Origin of the sequence: Neobacillus soli NBRC 102451, assembly GCF_001591665.1 — a bacterium.
Lineage (GTDB): Bacteria > Bacillota > Bacilli > Bacillales > Cytobacillaceae > Neobacillus > Neobacillus soli.
In genome coordinates, this window is record NZ_BCVI01000039.1 from 99,906 (window position 1) to 115,715 (window position 15,810).

17 protein-coding genes are annotated in these 15,810 nt (G+C 39.6%); 10 read left to right on the top strand and 7 right to left on the bottom strand.

Annotation, left to right across the window (positions count from 1 at the left end; translation table 11 throughout):
- Window positions 1–7: 7 nt before the first annotated feature.
- The 3 genes from BSO02S_RS14040 to BSO02S_RS14050 all read left to right on the top strand — a co-directional run bounded on the left by BSO02S_RS14040 (window position 8) and on the right by BSO02S_RS14050 (window position 2,952).
- Window positions 8–163: a FeoB-associated Cys-rich membrane protein gene (locus tag BSO02S_RS14040; protein ID WP_066068251.1), complete on the top strand. Its 156-nt coding sequence runs from the start codon at window positions 8–10 to the stop codon at window positions 161–163.
- Between the two features lie 109 nt (window positions 164–272).
- Window positions 273–728 (top strand): helix-turn-helix transcriptional regulator, encoded by a 456-nt coding sequence (locus tag BSO02S_RS14045; protein WP_066068254.1) that lies wholly within the window; start codon window positions 273–275, stop codon window positions 726–728.
- Between the two features lie 145 nt (window positions 729–873).
- Entirely contained in the window at window positions 874–2,952 is a 2,079-nt protein-coding gene (locus tag BSO02S_RS14050; RefSeq protein ID WP_066068260.1) for a transglycosylase domain-containing protein, read from the top strand.
- A 400-nt stretch (window positions 2,953–3,352) separates the two neighbouring features.
- Here BSO02S_RS14050 and BSO02S_RS14055 read toward each other — a convergent pair whose 3' ends face one another.
- A complete protein-coding gene (locus BSO02S_RS14055) occupies window positions 3,353–4,255 on the bottom strand; it encodes a nuclease-related domain-containing protein (RefSeq protein WP_066068263.1) in 903 nt (300 codons plus the stop codon).
- A gap of 208 nt (window positions 4,256–4,463) precedes the next feature.
- On the opposite strand from BSO02S_RS14055, the gene sigY reads away from it, so the two are divergent.
- From sigY to BSO02S_RS14080, 5 genes are all read left to right on the top strand, one after another.
- Entirely contained in the window at window positions 4,464–5,021 is a 558-nt protein-coding gene (gene sigY / locus BSO02S_RS14060; protein WP_066068266.1) for an RNA polymerase sigma factor SigY, read from the top strand.
- Window positions 4,975–5,325 carry a YxlC family protein gene (locus tag BSO02S_RS14065; protein ID WP_066068268.1) on the top strand — a complete coding sequence of 117 codons (351 nt, stop codon included), beginning with the start codon at window positions 4,975–4,977 and terminating at the stop codon, window positions 5,323–5,325. Before sigY ends, BSO02S_RS14065 begins: the two co-directional genes overlap by 47 nt.
- Window positions 5,318–5,521 carry a sigma-Y antisigma factor component gene (locus tag BSO02S_RS14070; protein ID WP_066068271.1) on the top strand — a complete coding sequence of 68 codons (204 nt, stop codon included), beginning with the start codon at window positions 5,318–5,320 and terminating at the stop codon, window positions 5,519–5,521. The genes BSO02S_RS14065 and BSO02S_RS14070 overlap by 8 nt, the downstream gene beginning before the upstream one ends.
- Before the next feature lie 470 nt (window positions 5,522–5,991).
- On the top strand, window positions 5,992–7,749 hold the full coding sequence (locus BSO02S_RS14075; protein ID WP_066068274.1) for an ABC transporter ATP-binding protein: 1,758 nt from the start codon (window positions 5,992–5,994) through the stop codon (window positions 7,747–7,749).
- A complete protein-coding gene (locus BSO02S_RS14080) occupies window positions 7,746–9,761 on the top strand; it encodes an ABC transporter ATP-binding protein (protein WP_066068276.1) in 2,016 nt (671 codons plus the stop codon). Before BSO02S_RS14075 ends, BSO02S_RS14080 begins: the two co-directional genes overlap by 4 nt.
- 50 nt (window positions 9,762–9,811) lie before the next feature.
- On the opposite strand, the gene BSO02S_RS14085 is transcribed toward BSO02S_RS14080, so the two are convergent.
- Window positions 9,812–10,432 (bottom strand): NAD(P)-dependent oxidoreductase, encoded by a 621-nt coding sequence (locus tag BSO02S_RS14085; RefSeq protein ID WP_066068279.1) that lies wholly within the window; start codon window positions 10,430–10,432, stop codon window positions 9,812–9,814.
- 289 nt (window positions 10,433–10,721) lie between these two features.
- Between BSO02S_RS14085 and fumC the strand changes: the two genes are divergently transcribed.
- Window positions 10,722–12,101 (top strand): class II fumarate hydratase, encoded by a 1,380-nt coding sequence (gene fumC, locus BSO02S_RS14090; protein WP_066068282.1) that lies wholly within the window; start codon window positions 10,722–10,724, stop codon window positions 12,099–12,101.
- Between the two features lie 78 nt (window positions 12,102–12,179).
- Here the strand turns inward: fumC and BSO02S_RS14095 are convergent, their stop codons facing one another.
- Window positions 12,180–12,386, bottom strand: a complete 207-nt coding sequence (locus BSO02S_RS14095; RefSeq protein ID WP_066068285.1) for an alpha/beta-type small acid-soluble spore protein — start codon at window positions 12,384–12,386, stop codon at window positions 12,180–12,182.
- A gap of 348 nt (window positions 12,387–12,734) precedes the next feature.
- Between BSO02S_RS14095 and BSO02S_RS14100 the strand changes: the two genes are divergently transcribed.
- Window positions 12,735–12,977 carry a hypothetical protein gene (locus BSO02S_RS14100; protein WP_066068287.1) on the top strand — a complete coding sequence of 81 codons (243 nt, stop codon included), beginning with the start codon at window positions 12,735–12,737 and terminating at the stop codon, window positions 12,975–12,977.
- 50 nt (window positions 12,978–13,027) lie between these two features.
- Here BSO02S_RS14100 and BSO02S_RS14105 read toward each other — a convergent pair whose 3' ends face one another.
- The 4 genes from BSO02S_RS14105 to BSO02S_RS14120 form a co-directional block, all read right to left on the bottom strand.
- Window positions 13,028–14,128, bottom strand: a complete 1,101-nt coding sequence (locus BSO02S_RS14105) for an ABC transporter ATP-binding protein (RefSeq protein WP_066068290.1) — start codon at window positions 14,126–14,128, stop codon at window positions 13,028–13,030.
- Window positions 14,129–14,235: 107 nt separating this feature from the next.
- Window positions 14,236–15,147 carry a PucR family transcriptional regulator gene (locus BSO02S_RS14110; RefSeq protein ID WP_066068292.1) on the bottom strand — a complete coding sequence of 304 codons (912 nt, stop codon included), beginning with the start codon at window positions 15,145–15,147 and terminating at the stop codon, window positions 14,236–14,238.
- A gap of 120 nt (window positions 15,148–15,267) precedes the next feature.
- Window positions 15,268–15,459 (bottom strand): hypothetical protein, encoded by a 192-nt coding sequence (locus BSO02S_RS14115; protein ID WP_066068294.1) that lies wholly within the window; start codon window positions 15,457–15,459, stop codon window positions 15,268–15,270.
- Between the two features lie 74 nt (window positions 15,460–15,533).
- Entirely contained in the window at window positions 15,534–15,743 is a 210-nt protein-coding gene (locus BSO02S_RS14120; protein WP_066068296.1) for a YheE family protein, read from the bottom strand.
- Window positions 15,744–15,810 lie beyond the last annotated feature (67 nt).

Consider the following 15,810-nt stretch of genomic DNA (forward strand, 5'->3'; position numbering starts at 1 on the left):
GGAGCAAATGATAGCCAGTATTGTGATAGGTGCAGCTATTTTCGGATACGCAAGCTGGGCTTTGGTGAAATTTATTAATAAATCGAAAAAGGGAAAATGCGCTGCATGCGATTTGAAAAATTCATGTTCAAGCCAGTGCGGTATGCCGCCCAAAATACAATAAATATAAAACTGCTATCTGTGATGGATAGCAGTTTTTTAATCCAATTATTTGAATGATTAGATAAACTTGTGTAAAATTACACTAGACGTATTTGAAGGAAGGGCTTAACATGACCAGGGATGAAATTATTATTCAGATTTCCGAAAAAGTTCGCCTGATACGAACTGAAGCAGGTTATACCCAGGATAAAATGGCTGAAATCATTGGTGTCTCAAAGAAAACACTTGTGCAAATTGAAAAAGGCAGGGTCCACGCCAACTGGTCTACGGCCGTTTCGATTTGTGCTCTTTTTCGGGAAACGGAAACCGTTCAATTTTTATTTGGGAATGAGCCGCTTGAAGTGCTAGAAACGGTTGCCCGTGAAGGGATAGACTTTAGAAAAACAAAAACGTTAGGCGGCCGGGTATGGTGGAAAGTTGTATCGAAGAAAAACGGATTTATCCTCCAGCAAAATATTCTTAGTAAACATTATCGGATATTGGATGAAAAAAATTACCGAGTTTTTAGCAGTGTTAATGAAAAGCAGTCAAAATCTCGCTTTAAAGAATTAGCTAAAAGTGAATAAGGGATAAACTAAAAAAGATGGAGTTTACCGCTGCCGTCTTTTCTTTTTTGACGTTTGCTGTAATTTCTTAGCCAAACCGTCATAAAAACTAGCAAATAATCGAAAATTATATCTGTTGTAGATTAAAAATAAAGGATGAATACATTTGGTATTGAAAGATAAAGATCGTAGTATTTTTAAAAATTGGAGAAAGGGACATTTGGTCCAGTTAGTCGTGTTAACGTTGTTAGTTATTATCTTAGTTTTCTTCGGGATTCTATTTTTCTATGCCAAGGGTGTTGATATATCAGCTCTCAAGGATGAGCTTCCACAGCCAACGGTGTTTTTTGATAGCAGTGGGGAAGTGGCAAGTAAGGTTTCTGCCAATAAAAATGAGGGTGTCTCAATCAAACAAGTCCCAGCATCAATGAAAAATGCCATCGTTGCAATTGAAGACCATCGTTTTTATCAACATCACGGTGTCGATTATATTGGAACCTCAAGGGCTTTATTTCGTGACATAAAGGCAGGAGGGATGGTCGAAGGCGGGAGCACGATAACGCAGCAATTGACGAAAAATACGTTACTCACATCGCAGAAAACGGTAAAAAGGAAGTTGCAGGAGGTATTTTTAGCACTTGAGATTGAACGGAACTATTCGAAACAGGAAATCCTGCAAATGTACTTAAACCAAATTTATTTCGGAAATGGTGCCTGGGGAATTAAACAGGCCGCTAGTAAGTATTTTGCCAAAGAGGTAAAAGACTTGTCTATCGGTGAATCGGCCCTCCTGGCAGGATTAATAAAAGCGCCATCAGCCCTGAATCCGTACGAACATATGGAAAAGGCCACTGAAAGACGAAATATCGTTTTAATTCAAATGCAGAAACAGGGCTATATTTCCAGCCGGCAATTTGAAAAAGCAAAACAGGAGAAAGTGGTATTGAATGATAAGGGCGGCGATCCATTCCGTGGTAAGTTCCCTTACTATGTTGACCAGGTATTGGAAGAAGCAATTAATAGCCACGGGTTTTCGCAGGATGAATTGTTAACCGGAGGCTATCAAATTTATACAGAGCTTGACCCAGACATGCAAACGGCTCTTGAGAAAACATATCAAAACGATGCCCTGTTTCAGGAGGGAAAAGATCGACTTATTCAAAGCGGCGGCGTCTTACTAGATCCTATAACAGGCGGGGTAAGGGCTCTTGTTGGCGGGAGGGGAGAACATACCTTTAGGGGCTACAATCGTGCCTCCCAATTAAAGGCACAGCCAGGCTCTTCTTTCAAACCTTTAGCTGTTTATACCCCCGCGCTTGAAGATGGCTGGAAAATAACGGATATGTTAAAGGATGAACCGCTGAAGTTCGGCAATTATGAACCTAGCAATTATGATCATCAATATGCGGGCGAAGTGCCGATGTATGAGGCCGTAAAGGAATCAAAAAATGTTTCGGCTGTCTGGATGTTAAATGAGCTGGGAATCGAAAAAGGATTAGATTCAATTAAACGGTTTGGTATTAAGTTAGATAAAGAGGACCGTAATTTATCGATTGCCCTTGGTGGTTTGCATAAGGGTGTTTCGCCATTGAATATGGCAGAAGCCTTTTCGGTTTTTCCTAATAATGGTGTACGAATGAAAGCCCATGTGATCAAGAAAATTGTGGATGCAGATGGGAAGGTGGTAGCTGAATGGAAAGTGAAAAAAGAACGGGTGACAACCAAAGCAGTTACCGACAATATGACGACGATGCTGCTTGGTGTTGTGGAGCAGGGAACAGGAAAAGCGGCGCAAATCCCTGGTCGGGAAACTGCAGGCAAAACAGGCTCAACGCAAGTCCCGATAAAAGGAATCAATGGTCTAAAGGATCAATGGTTTGTTGGTTATACACCACAATTAGTCGGAGCTATTTGGGTTGGTTATGATAAAACGGATGCAGAGCATTATATAACACCTGTGAGCAATACAGGATCCTCCGTTGTCTTCCGTGAGGTGATGTCGGCAGCACTCAGAAATTCACCTAACCAAAGTTTTAACGTGCCGCATATTGCCCCATTGATTGAAGAGAAAAAGAAGAAAGAAGAAGAAAAGAATAAGAAGGACTTTCCAGAGAAATTCAAAAATGAGGTTCAGAAGTGGGAAGAAAAGTGGAATAAACAAAAAGAAAAATGGGGGAAGAAGGGGAAAGGGAAGGGTAAGGATAAAGGTAAGGGTAAAGGTAAGGGTAATGGGCATGGACATTGAGGGTTTAGGGGCGCGGGGGAGTTCGCGCCCTTTTTCTAATTCGAGGTATGGCCGAAAAACGAGGGTTATTGTTGAAGTAGAGTAGTTCTAATTCAACGTTGTCTTGGAAAAGTTGGGGAAACATCGAAGTAGAGTGGTTCTACTTCAATGATTGACATGAAAAAGAGGGGAAACATCGAAGTAGAATAGTTCTACTTCAATGATTGGCATGAAAAAGAGGGGAAACATCGAAGTAGAGTGGTTCTATTTCGATATTTAGCTGAAAAAAGAGAGGAAAAATCAAAGTAGAACGATCTCTTTCGATTTTTACTCCCATGACATAATTTTTTCTACCACTGATAAGAGAAAAAAGGTAATTTCCCACCCTTGTTGCAGGTAATCCATAAAGAGAAGCGAGGCATTACTCGTAATATAACCACCTGCCAGATCCTAAAGTTTTATAGTTTTGATGTAAAACCCTTCTAATTATATGTACCGATATAACCCCTCCACACCATTCAAAAACCAAATTAGTAGTCACCTTCCGCTCCGGAAATAGGAGCTTTAGTTCCTTCACAATCCGTAACACAGCAGCATCGACACCCTCCACGCACCCGCAATTATCACAAACTATCTTCCTCCCATTAACAGTTACCGAAAACGATTGGCATAATGAACAATTCATTTTCTTCCGGACCCCCTCAAAACTATAATGGGGTACCCTGGGATACGGAGATTCAATCTGATGCAGGGAAACTAATAGATCAGCAAGCTTTTTATGTTTTCCGTTAACCTTCCCGGTCCACGAATTTAATTTTTTCATTAGGGCATTAACCTGTGTAGGATGAATAATAGGTTCTTGTTTAGTAGCGTGATATAGAGTGAATTCGGGGTTAATAAACACTAACGACGGTTCAACGGTCAGTTTATAACCATATTTTTGAAGCAATTGGCGGAGTAAGGAATCACATCGTTTTAATTGGGAAAGCGGATTACTAGTTAACTTACCGGACTTGGAGAAGAAATCACCGTTTTCATAACTATAATCGCCTTCATAATTTTTAACATCAAAAAGGTGTATCGTGTCTTGAATAACCAACGTGTCAATTTGAAACTTCGAATTGTCTAACTCAATTAGCAAATCATTTAAAACATAACATTCACACTGAAGCTTCTCAGTTAAAGAATCAAACATCACTTCCCCTTCAAAACCCTTTTTCATCTTCAAGTAGTTCCATTTTTCATCATCAGACAAAACCATTCTAGCATTTAAGATTCTTAAAATCGCTATTTCTCCCCGTTCGTCCCGCGGCTTATAAGCCATAAGGCACATCCTTTCTTTATTCAAACTAAACATCAGTTTCATTTTATAAAAAAAATGTCGATAAACTAAAAAAACATATGTACAATTATTGACATTTACATAAAAAAACTTGAAGCTATAAAAATAGAATGAACAATTTGCTGTTTCACACGTCTAACTAGATAAAGAGATAGGCAAGGATGTTGGGGAAAGAGAGGACTATTTCCGAATGGATGCATTGATTAAAAATGCTAAAGAAGGGGACCATCTTGCATTTGCCATGTTGTTTAAAGAAAATTATCCATTTCTCGTAAAGTATTTAATGAAAATTACAATGAATCCTGATACAGCAGAAGAATTAGCACAGGAGACAATGGCGAAATGTATTCAAAAGATTCACCTTTATAATGGTCAAAGTAAATTTACCACCTGGCTGGTTTCAATTGCGACGAATTCATACATAGACCAATGCAGAAAGAAAAAGAAGGAAAAGAACTGGAAAGGGCAAGAGGAAGTCTTTCGTAAGCTGAAATGGCATTTTGAAAGCAGAAATGAGGAATGGAATGACGCTCTTGATGCGCTTGGGAAACTGCCGGAGGATGTCCGGATTCCGATCATTTTAAAGCATTATTATGGTTACTCATACGACGAAATTGGAGAATGGATGAAACTTTCTCCCGGAACGGTTAAATCACGGGTGCATAACGGAATAAGGTCAGTCAGAAGGGAGCTGAAGCTAGGTGAAGAAACAGAAAGTCATTATACTGAACAGCGAAGAACAAAATAAACAAGACTTTGATGCTATTCACGAGCTACATGAGGGATTGAATAAAATCGATCAATTCCCTGTTTATACGCCCAATCTACAATGGTTTGAACAAATGGTAGTAGAAGAACAGCAACATACTAGAAGAAAGCTTATCAGAGATTTATCGGTATTTTTTATTGTAGCATTCATCATTATAAGTGGGATGCTTGTTTCCCTTTATCAAATGCCAACTATTTTTGTTATTGTCCAAATCATAACGACAATATTTATCGCGTCTTACACTAGTGTTCGGCTAATAAAGAAGGCGACCAGAAATGAGTAAGGACATTCCATTATTTATTCCAATTGTTGTTGTCGTTATTTTGCTCTTGCAAAGCATATATTTATTTATGAATGCGAGGAAACATAATCATAATTATTGGCTATGGGGAATTGTCGGATTAATTCAAGCCCCGATGCCAACCCTATTTTATTTACTATTTGTTCGAAAAATATTTCATAAAAATAGAGGTGGCTGAAAATGATGATGAATGTTACGACTGATTTCATTCCTGGTAAGGAAGTTTGGGAACTGCAGTCTGGGCAGGACAATTCTGAAAAATGGGAATTGACATTTAAATGAACCAGTGATAATCTAACAAAGGAAGAAATAAAAGGAAAGGGAGGGTTACGTGATGATTAAATTAAACAACTTTTATTCAACAACTTTATATGTGAATGTAACCTGTCCTGAAGAAGCTTCTGTCTAATTTTTCGATTTTAATTGATCAAATGACATGAACACAGGTTGCGTTCTTATTTGAAACGTAACGTGTGTTTTTTTGTCTCTATTTTTAAAGGGGGCATACTGCACTATTTGCGGTATGCCTCTTTTTAATCAAAAAACACTGAGGGGGAACATGACATGTTAATGATACAAGAGGTTAGACTAGCACAAAAAACAGATGAGACAGCAGGCGGATAGTTAAACAAAAGGGGGAAAACAACAATGTTCGCAGTATTAAAAAAGTTAAGTTGGTTTTTTAAAGAAAATTGGCAGAGATATGCCATAGCGGTAACGCTATTAATTATAGTGGGTATTTTAGATGTTATCCCGCCAAAATTGATTGGGACGGCGATTGATGATATTCATATCGGTATCATCAGTAACGAGAAAATTTTTCGCTATCTTGGTATTCTTCTTTTCATCATGATAGCATCCTACGCCATCACCTATGTATGGATGTATCGCTTGTTTGGAGGGGCATTCCTCGTTGAAAGAAAGCTTCGCTCAAGGTTTGTGAATCACTTATTAAAAATGACTCCGGGCTTTTATGAAAAAAACCGGACAGGGGATTTAATGGCCCGGGCCACCAATGACTTAAAGGCAATTTCAAATACTGCAGGGTTTGGTATCTTAACACTCGTGGATTCAAGTGTATGGATGCTGACATTGCTGATGACAATGGGACTTTTCATTAGCTGGAAACTGACCTTAGCGTCGATTATTCCGCTGCCAATTATGGCCATTTTAATGAAGGTTTATGGAAAAAGAATTCATACTCGTTTTATGGAAGCGCAAGATGCTTTCGGGGAGTTAAATGACCGTGTGCTCGAATCTGTCGCCGGGGTGCGCGTGATTCGCGCCTATGTCCAAGAGAAGGCCGATAGCAGCCGGTTTCACCAGTTAACTGAAGATGTTTATCATAAAAATATTAACGTCGCGAGGATTGACGCTTTATTTGATCCCACAATAAAGATCCTTGTTGGAATTAGCTATTTAATTGGACTTGGTTACGGGGCCTATTTAGTTTTCCATCAAGCGATTACATTAGGCAATCTCGTTTCTTTTAATGTTTATTTAGGGATGCTGATTTGGCCGATGTTTGCGATTGGTGAATTAATCAATGTGATGCAGCGGGGGAATGCTTCGCTAGACCGTGTCAATGAAACGCTCAACTACAAGGCGGAAGTCGGCAATCCTCTTCAGCCGCTGGAGGTTACAACAGCCAATCGGATTGACTATAAAAAGGTATCTTTCCGTTATCCATCCTCAAAAGGTGATAATCTCGAAAATATTAATGTAATGCTGCTTCAAGGGGAGACACTAGGGATTGTCGGCAAAACTGGCAGCGGAAAGACGACATTTATTAAACAATTATTACGGCAGTATCCACTTGGTACAGGTGAGTTATCCATTGCCGGTGTTCCATTAGAGGAACAAACTTTGAGCCAGGTTCGTGACTGGATTGGGTATGTGCCGCAGGACCATGTGCTTTTTTCCAGAAGTGTGAAAGAAAATATCCTTTTTGGCAGAAAAGATGCGAGTGATGAAGATTTAGAGACAGCCATTGATTTAGCTGCCTTTCGCAAGGATTTAGAAATGCTTCCTAAAGGTTTAAGTACACTTGTTGGTGAGAAGGGGGTAGCACTTTCTGGTGGTCAGAAACAACGTATCTCGATTGCCCGCGCGCTTATAAAAAATCCGGAAATCCTTATTCTTGATGATTCCCTATCAGCGGTCGACGCCAAAACAGAAAAAAGCATTATTGATAATATTCGCGAGGTAAGGAAAGAAAAAACGACGATTATTACCACTCATCGAATGTCAGCTGTCCAGCATGCTGATCATATCATTGTCTTGGATGAAGGCCGAATTATCGAAGAAGGTACACATGAACAGCTCTTGGAGCAGGACGGGTGGTATCAGGAACAATTTTTACGCCAACAGGTGGAGAAAAAGCTTGAAAATGGGGTGACAGCATGACAACGGGAAGACGACTGCTCAGATATGCCTATGCTTATAAAAAAATTATTATTGCTGCATTGTTCATGCTGACCATCTCGGTCGTAACGGACCTGGCAGGACCGTTTATTGCCAAAAATATTATTGACCAACATATTTTAGGCATCGAGACTGTCTGGTATGAAACACAAAATGGCAAACAGGCAGTTCATTATAACGGGAAGTATTATAAACGGGAAAAGTACTTTTTGAATGATGAACAAAAAGGAAAACAAGTTCAGATACTGCAGGTGGGGGCAAAATTTGTTTTTGTTGACCAAAAGCTTGAATTTGATGGAAAAAGAAGCTTGAAGGCAGGAACGTTAGTAATAAAAAGGGGTTCTGAAGAGGCAGACTATCAGGCGGAAATCCTCAAGGGACATGAACTATTATCCTTTTACCAGCCGGAGATCCCTGGGATTTTTCAATTATTAGCTCTCTATTTTGGGCTTTTAGTTGTATCTGCTATTTTTCAATACGGTGAACGCTTTTTCTTACAAAAATCGGCCAACCGCATCATTCAAAAAATGCGTGAAGATGTCTTTGGCCATATTCAACGGCTCCCGATTCAATATTTTGATAATCTGCCTGCCGGTAAGGTGGTAGCAAGGATCACGAATGATACCGAAGCCATCCGTGAACTTTATGTAACGGTGCTTGCCACCTTTTTTACCAGCGCCATTTATATTACTGGTATTTATGTTGCCTTATTTATCTTGAACGCGAAGCTGGCGGCGCTTTGTTTATTGTTATTACCAATCCTGTTTGCTTGGATGTTACTATACAGGAAGTATGCGTCTAAATATAACCGTGTCATCCGTTCGCGGAACAGCGATATTAATGCGACCATCAATGAATCGATTCAGGGGATGAGTATTATTCAAGCTTTCGGCCGTGAAAAAGAAACGCAAGCGGATTTTGAAAAGCTAAATCATGAGCATTTTACCTACCAAAATAAAATGCTAAGTTTAAATGCCTTAACCTCTCATAACTTAGTTGGGATTTTAAGAAACCTAGTCTTTGTGGCATTTATTTGGTATTTCGGCGGGCAGGCGCTGCTTCCTTCAAATGTCATCTCACTGGGAGTGCTATATGCGTTTGTGGATTATATTAATCGCCTCTTTCAGCCTGTCACAGGCATAGTCAATCAATTAGCTAATTTAGAGCAGGCACTTGTTGCCGGGGAGCGCGTCTTTAAGCTGATGGATGAGCCTGGTGAAAATGTCAGCACGGAGCGAATTTCACGTTTTAAAGGGAATGTAACCTTTGATCATGTTTCATTTGGCTATAAAGAAGGCGAATATGTGCTTAAGGATATTAATTTTGAAGCAAAGCACGGGGAAACGGTTGCCCTTGTGGGGCATACGGGATCAGGGAAAAGCTCTATCATGAATTTACTTTTCCGCTTTTATGATACTCAAAAGGGGAAAATTACAATTGATGGCAGGGATATCGAAAGTATTCCGCGCCAAACAATTCGTGATCATATGGGTATCGTCTTGCAGGATCCCTATCTGTTTACAGGGTCGATTGCTTCGAACGTAAGCTTAGATGATCCTTCAATCACAAGGGAAAAAGTCGAGAAGGCCTTAAAGGAAGTTGGCGCAGAAAAGGTGTTCAGGAATTTAGAGAATGGCTATGACGAGCCGGTCATCGAGAAGGGGAGTACACTTTCAAGCGGACAGCGGCAGCTGATTTCGTTTGCCCGGGCGCTCGCCTTTAATCCAGCGATTCTAATTCTTGACGAAGCCACCTCCAGTATTGATACGGAGACTGAAGCACTTATTCAAGAAGCAATGGATGTCTTGAAAAAAGGCCGAACAACGTTTATCATTGCCCATCGATTATCGACAATCCGGCATGCAGACCAAATTCTTGTATTAGACCGCGGGACGATTGTTGAAAAAGGCAACCATGATGAATTGATGGCCAATAAGGGAAAATATTATCAAATGTATCAGCTCCAGCAAGGCAGTACAGACCTGGCCGGATAAATAAGCACAGGGTGTCAGGCACCATTTTGTTGGTGCCTGACACCCTGCTTTCAATATGTAAGCCCGACCCGTGTTCCAAAAAACTCATTGCTAAAAAGCTGCTGAAAAGCAAAATCGCCGGTGTCATAGATTGAGATTGAGGAAGGATTTTCGGGGAGATAATCTTTTTCGTATCTGTAATGACCCACCCTTTCGCCAACCGGTAAATAGGTAGGACAAACAATCGTCCAATCGAGCCCGGAATCCTTTAACAGCAAATAGGCTTTTAAATGTTCCTCGGCATCACGAGTGCTTTTCCGTCTCGACTCTGCCGATTGAAAGCGGTATATTTCAGGCTGCGAACGAGCCTGTAGGATCCCCGCCGTACCAATCGTAATAATTCGTTTAATGCCACACTTTTTCATATTATTGATTATGAACGGCATCGATCTAGAAAGTTTGGAGCTCCCATCAGTATTTAAGGCACTAATGACCACATCAGAGCCTGCGATAGACTGGGCAATATCGCTCTCGTTTAAGACATTACCCTCCCAAACTGAAACCCCTGCAGCTTCTCGATTTAATTTTTTTGAATCTCTTACCAAGGCTTGGACAGAATGCTGCGCGGCTAATGCATTAGCGAGAATAACCATTCCTACCCTTCCTGTTGCTCCAAAAAGGCAAATGTTCACAAAAAATTCACTCCTTAGTCACTAAAGTGTAATTTCTATCACTTGTTCGTTCTTCCCCCTATGATAACTTAAAATTGTTTAAGCAATTAAATTTACTAAGGGTGGGATGTGTATGACAGAGTATTCAATTGTACTATTAATCGGTAGTTTTTTAATCCTTTCTTATTATATCGGATATACAATCTATAACGCATAAGCTGCAGACAAATGTCTGCAGTTTTTTTATTAATAAATTGGTTAGTAATGGGAATACATATTGAGTAGTACGAATTAGTGAGGGGGTATAGACATGGAAAACGTTAGAATCGAAAAAGATACACTAGGCGAGGTCCGTGTCCCACAAGAGAAACATTGGGGGGCACAGACACAGCGCAGCAAGGACAATTTTAAAATTGGCACTGAAAAGATGCCGTTGGAACTAATTTATGGCCTGGCTTTTATAAAAAAGGCAGCAGCAATTGTCAATTTTCAATTGGGAAAGCTCAATGAAGAAAAAATGAAGGCAATTACCAAAGTATGTGATCAAATTCATCAGGGTGAGTATGATGAACATTTTCCGTTAGTGGTCTGGCAAACAGGGAGTGGGACCCAATCCAATATGAATGTGAATGAAGTGATTGCCAATCGCGCTAACCTATTTTTGAGTGAGCAGGGAAGCCCTGAAAAAGTTCACCCTAACGATGATGTCAATATGTCGCAAAGCTCCAATGATACCTTTCCAACGGCCATGCATATCGCTGCCTATATAAGGGTAACAGAAAACCTCCTTCCCGCCATTCAAGAATTAAAAGAAACACTGCTGATTAAAGAAAAGGCCTTTTCAAAAATAGTGAAAATAGGGAGAACACACTTGCAGGATGCAACACCATTGACACTCGGACAGGAGGTTAGCGGGTGGAGGGCGATGCTTGAAAAGAATGAACAGATGATAAAGGAGTCCAGTAAATACCTGCTTGATTTAGCGATTGGTGGGACGGCAGTAGGTACAGGAATTAATGCCGACCCACAGTTTGGTGATAAAACAGCTCAGCAGCTTTCAGTCCTTACAGGGTATCCATTCAAATCTTCAGAAAACAAATTTCATGCTTTAACAAGTCATGATGAAATTGTTTACGTGCATGGTGCCTTAAAAGCATTAGCAACTGATTTAATGAAAATTGCCAATGATGTCCGCTGGCTTGCAAGCGGGCCGCGGAGCGGGATTGGCGAGCTAAGCATTCCAGCGAATGAGCCAGGAAGCTCGATTATGCCGGGAAAAGTAAATCCCACCCAAAGTGAAGCGTTAACGATGGCAGCGTGTCAAATTTTTGGCAATGACGCTACGATTGGTTTTGCAGCAAGCCAAGGGAATTTTGAGCTAAATGTTTTTAAACCAGTGATTATTTATAATCTAATCCAATCCATCAGGCTTCTCTCTGATGGAATGCAATCCTTTAATAAAAATTGTGCAGTAGGCCTTGAAGCAAACGAAGAAATAATCAAGCAACATGTCGAACGGTCTTTGATGCTGGTTACAGCTTTAAACCCTCATATTGGCTATGAAAAAGCGGCGAAGATTGCCAAGCTCGCTTTTATAGAAAAAAGCACCTTGAGGGAAGCGGCGGTGAAAACTGGATATGTGACTTCAGATCAATTTGACGAATGGATAAAGCCTGAAAAGATGGTATAAGACAATGAAAGCCCCCTCCGATAAAGGAGGGGGCTTAGCCATATTATTTATTTGTTGTATAAAAGGGTTTTCTAAAAATTAGCGTTGGAACCCGCCCATTTGAGATTCAGCCATTTGGACTAGACGCTTTGTAATTTCTCCTCCAACAGAACCGTTGGCACGAGAAGTAGTATCTGCACCAAGATTAACACCAAATTCTGAAGCAATTTCATACTTCATTTGGTCTAGTGCTTGTTGAACACCTGGTACTAAAAGTTGATTAGAGTTGTTGTTGTTACTTGGCATAGTTGTATAACACTCCTCTTAATAAGTTTGGGGTCAGTATGGAATTGAACCATATTAGTGCCACCTTGGCCTAACCCATATTATCAATGTTACTTTTGATAAACTATTTAGAAATTGGAGATTCATTCAAGTTTCTTTTGTTTGGGTGGATAATCCGGAGTTGCACCAGTTATTATTCCCTAGTTGGTTTCATCCATCCTTGTGTAATGGTTGCTTGCTTTGTAATATTTATTATGATTAATTTTCAAAGACTTATTCGAAAAAGTTGACTGGTAATTTGTTCCTCTACATATGGTAGGTAAGATAACACAAACTAAGATTATCTTCTAAAACAAAAGGGTGAAATGTATGTCGATATGCCCCGTCTGTAATGGTTTACGGGAAGTCTACTTAATGTGCACAAATTGCGGGAATCCTATGATGGAAAGCGGCAGGCTTATGGATTTTTATGATGATTATAGTCCATATATGGAAATTGATTTAATGAAGCTAGAAGACGGATATTCTAATACGAATTCCGGACATAGGTGCCCGCATCTTTATCGCTGTCCTGCTTGTTATAAAGACGAAATCATTTTTATAAAAGAATAGCCCCGTTCCATAGATAACGGGGCTTTAGTAGCAAATATTTATTTTTCACCCTAAGGGCGGATTCTTGACTCTGTCTCAACATCAAAGAAATGAGCTTTATTCATATCAAAGGCAAGTTCTAAGCTATCGCCAGGCTTGATATCGCCCCGGGAATCAACACGGGCAACGAAGTCTTGGTCGCCAATGGTTGAATAGATCATCAATTCCGCTCCGGTTAACTCGGCAACATCAACTTTTGCATTAATCTTTGTATCACTAGATGCATTGATGAATAAGGGTTCGTCATGGATATCTTCAGGTCTAGTACCAAGAATAATGGATTTTCCAACATATCCTTGTTCACGAAGAAATTTCATTTTTCCTTCAGGAACAGCAACAGAGGTTTTTCCAATCATAAATTTACCATCTTCTAGTTTACCATTAAAGAAGTTCATTGCTGGAGAGCCGATAAAGCCGCCAACAAAAACATTTTCAGGCTTTTCATACACTTCTTTTGGTGAGCCGACCTGCTGAATAATCCCGTCCTTCATAACAACTAAGCGTGTTGCCATTGTCATTGCCTCTGTTTGGTCATGGGTAACATAGACGGTGGTTGTATCAAGCCTTCGGTGAAGCTTAGCAATTTCGGCACGCATTTGCACACGCAGCTTAGCATCAAGATTCGATAATGGTTCATCCATTAAGAAAACTTTAGCATCACGGACAATCGCACGGCCTAAGGCAACCCGCTGACGCTGACCACCCGAAAGAGCCTTTGGTTTACGAGTTAAGTAAGCCTCCAAGCCAAGAATTTTGGCTGCTTCCTGTACGCGGCGGTCGATTTCATCCTTTGCAAATTTGCGCAGCTTTAATCCAAATGCCATATTATCATAAACAGTCATATGCGGGTAAAGGGCATAGTTTTGGAAAACCATTGCGATATCCCGATCTTTTGGAGCCACATCGTTTACTCTTTTTCCATCAATATAAAAGTCACCTTTTGAAATATCTTCAAGACCGGCAATCATCCGAAGTGTAGTAGACTTTCCGCAGCCGGATGGTCCGACAAAGACGATAAACTCCTTATCCTGGATATGTAAATTGAAATCCTGAACAGCGGTTACCTTATTATCATAAATTTTAAAAATATGATCTAATTTTAATTCTGCCATTAGTATTGCCTCCCTGTTTAACTTGTTAACACAAGTTTACAGGAATGGGGTAACAATCAGTATAGACAGGTTGCACAAAGTTTGAAAACGCTTTTTTGGGCACGTTGTTACTTTTTTCGATTTTGTTCAAAAAGCTGACAAGCTAAAAAGACGGTAAATGCTCCATAAAAATCCTTTAAGCCAATCCCTGTTTTCTCAGTAAATTTATCAATACGATATTGAAGTGTGTTTCGGTGGATATACAATTTTTTTGCTGTCATACTCGCATTTAAATTATTTTCTAGATAAATTTTTATCGTTGAAAACATCTCCGGGTCCTCATTAAATACTTCTACTATTCCTTGATTGGTCATTCGCGTTAATTCCTCAGGCAAATGAAACGCCAAATAGGCGGGGAAGATCCGCTCAAATGTATAGACATAAGGATGGGTTAGACGGGCAATGACAAATGAAAAGTATTCTTTTTCCTGTAAATATTTTGAGCGAAGCTGAATGGAAAAAGGTTGAAGTTTTCCAATAAAAAAAGATATTTTTACATAAAAATCACTTTCTAAAGTTTCTGAGATAGAAATCAATTCTTCTTCGGAAAGAGAAATCTGTTTCTTTTCCTCAATGACAATTCCCCGGCTAACATTTTCCCAAATAATTATGGCTTCGTCGGTAAAAAAGCCTCTTAAAGCAGACTCAATTTCTAAATGATTAGCATCATCCCGGTTAATATGAAACTGAATAAAACGAAAAGACATCTTAGAACTATATTTCGGAGGGGGAGGACCATCCAACAATAAAAATTTATCCCAGCCTTTTGCAGCAGAATTGACCGTTGCTGACTGAACCTCAACCAATTCATATAGAGTTTTTAGCAAACTAAGTTCACGTTCACTTACTTCGATTTTAGGTATACCCATCCAATCATTTTCGGCTTCATCAAAGAAGATATAAAGTAGCTCATCAGGATTTTCCGGTCGTCCAGGAAACAAAATAGAATTCTCATATATAGACAATAATTTTCTTAGCATCGTTCATATCCCCGATATCAAAAATTTTCTAAGCAGATAGCTTCTATTATAACAGTTTAAGGGCAGAAAAATAAAAAGGCTGAGCCTCTTTTAGTTAAAGGCCAGCCAATCGTATTTGGGCTAATCACATTCATATGGCGGTTGTTCTTCATGCAGGTCTCGGGCTTCTTCGATATTTGTTGTATCATGGCGGGCATGTACGGAACCACCGGACATCCCCTCATTAATCATTCGGTCAACATCCATGAAGACCTTATCCCTGCCTTCATATTCAGAACCTTGATTTGTTAGGTTTCCTTTTTCCTTTTCCATGTCACCAATCCTTTCCCAGTTCTATTTTTAGTTTGTGGAAAGGATATATTTTCATGCACGTGGGTTAATCTGGATTACTCATACACATGGAAAAGCATTAATTCATGAATCTGGCTTGTTAATGCCTCAATATCTTCTTGTTCAGGAGTATTCGTCGTCCATTCAATTTTTCCAGTTTGGTGATAAATCCCTGTAATCCTTTGTTTTTTGTGGTAAAAAGAAAAATTCCAACCGGGAATATTTTTATTTTCAAATAAGGGCTTGAATTGAAAGTGCATTAGCATCGTGAATCCCCCTTTAATTACGCTTAATTACCTTTAGCATACCTTGTTTAGGGGATTATTCAAATAA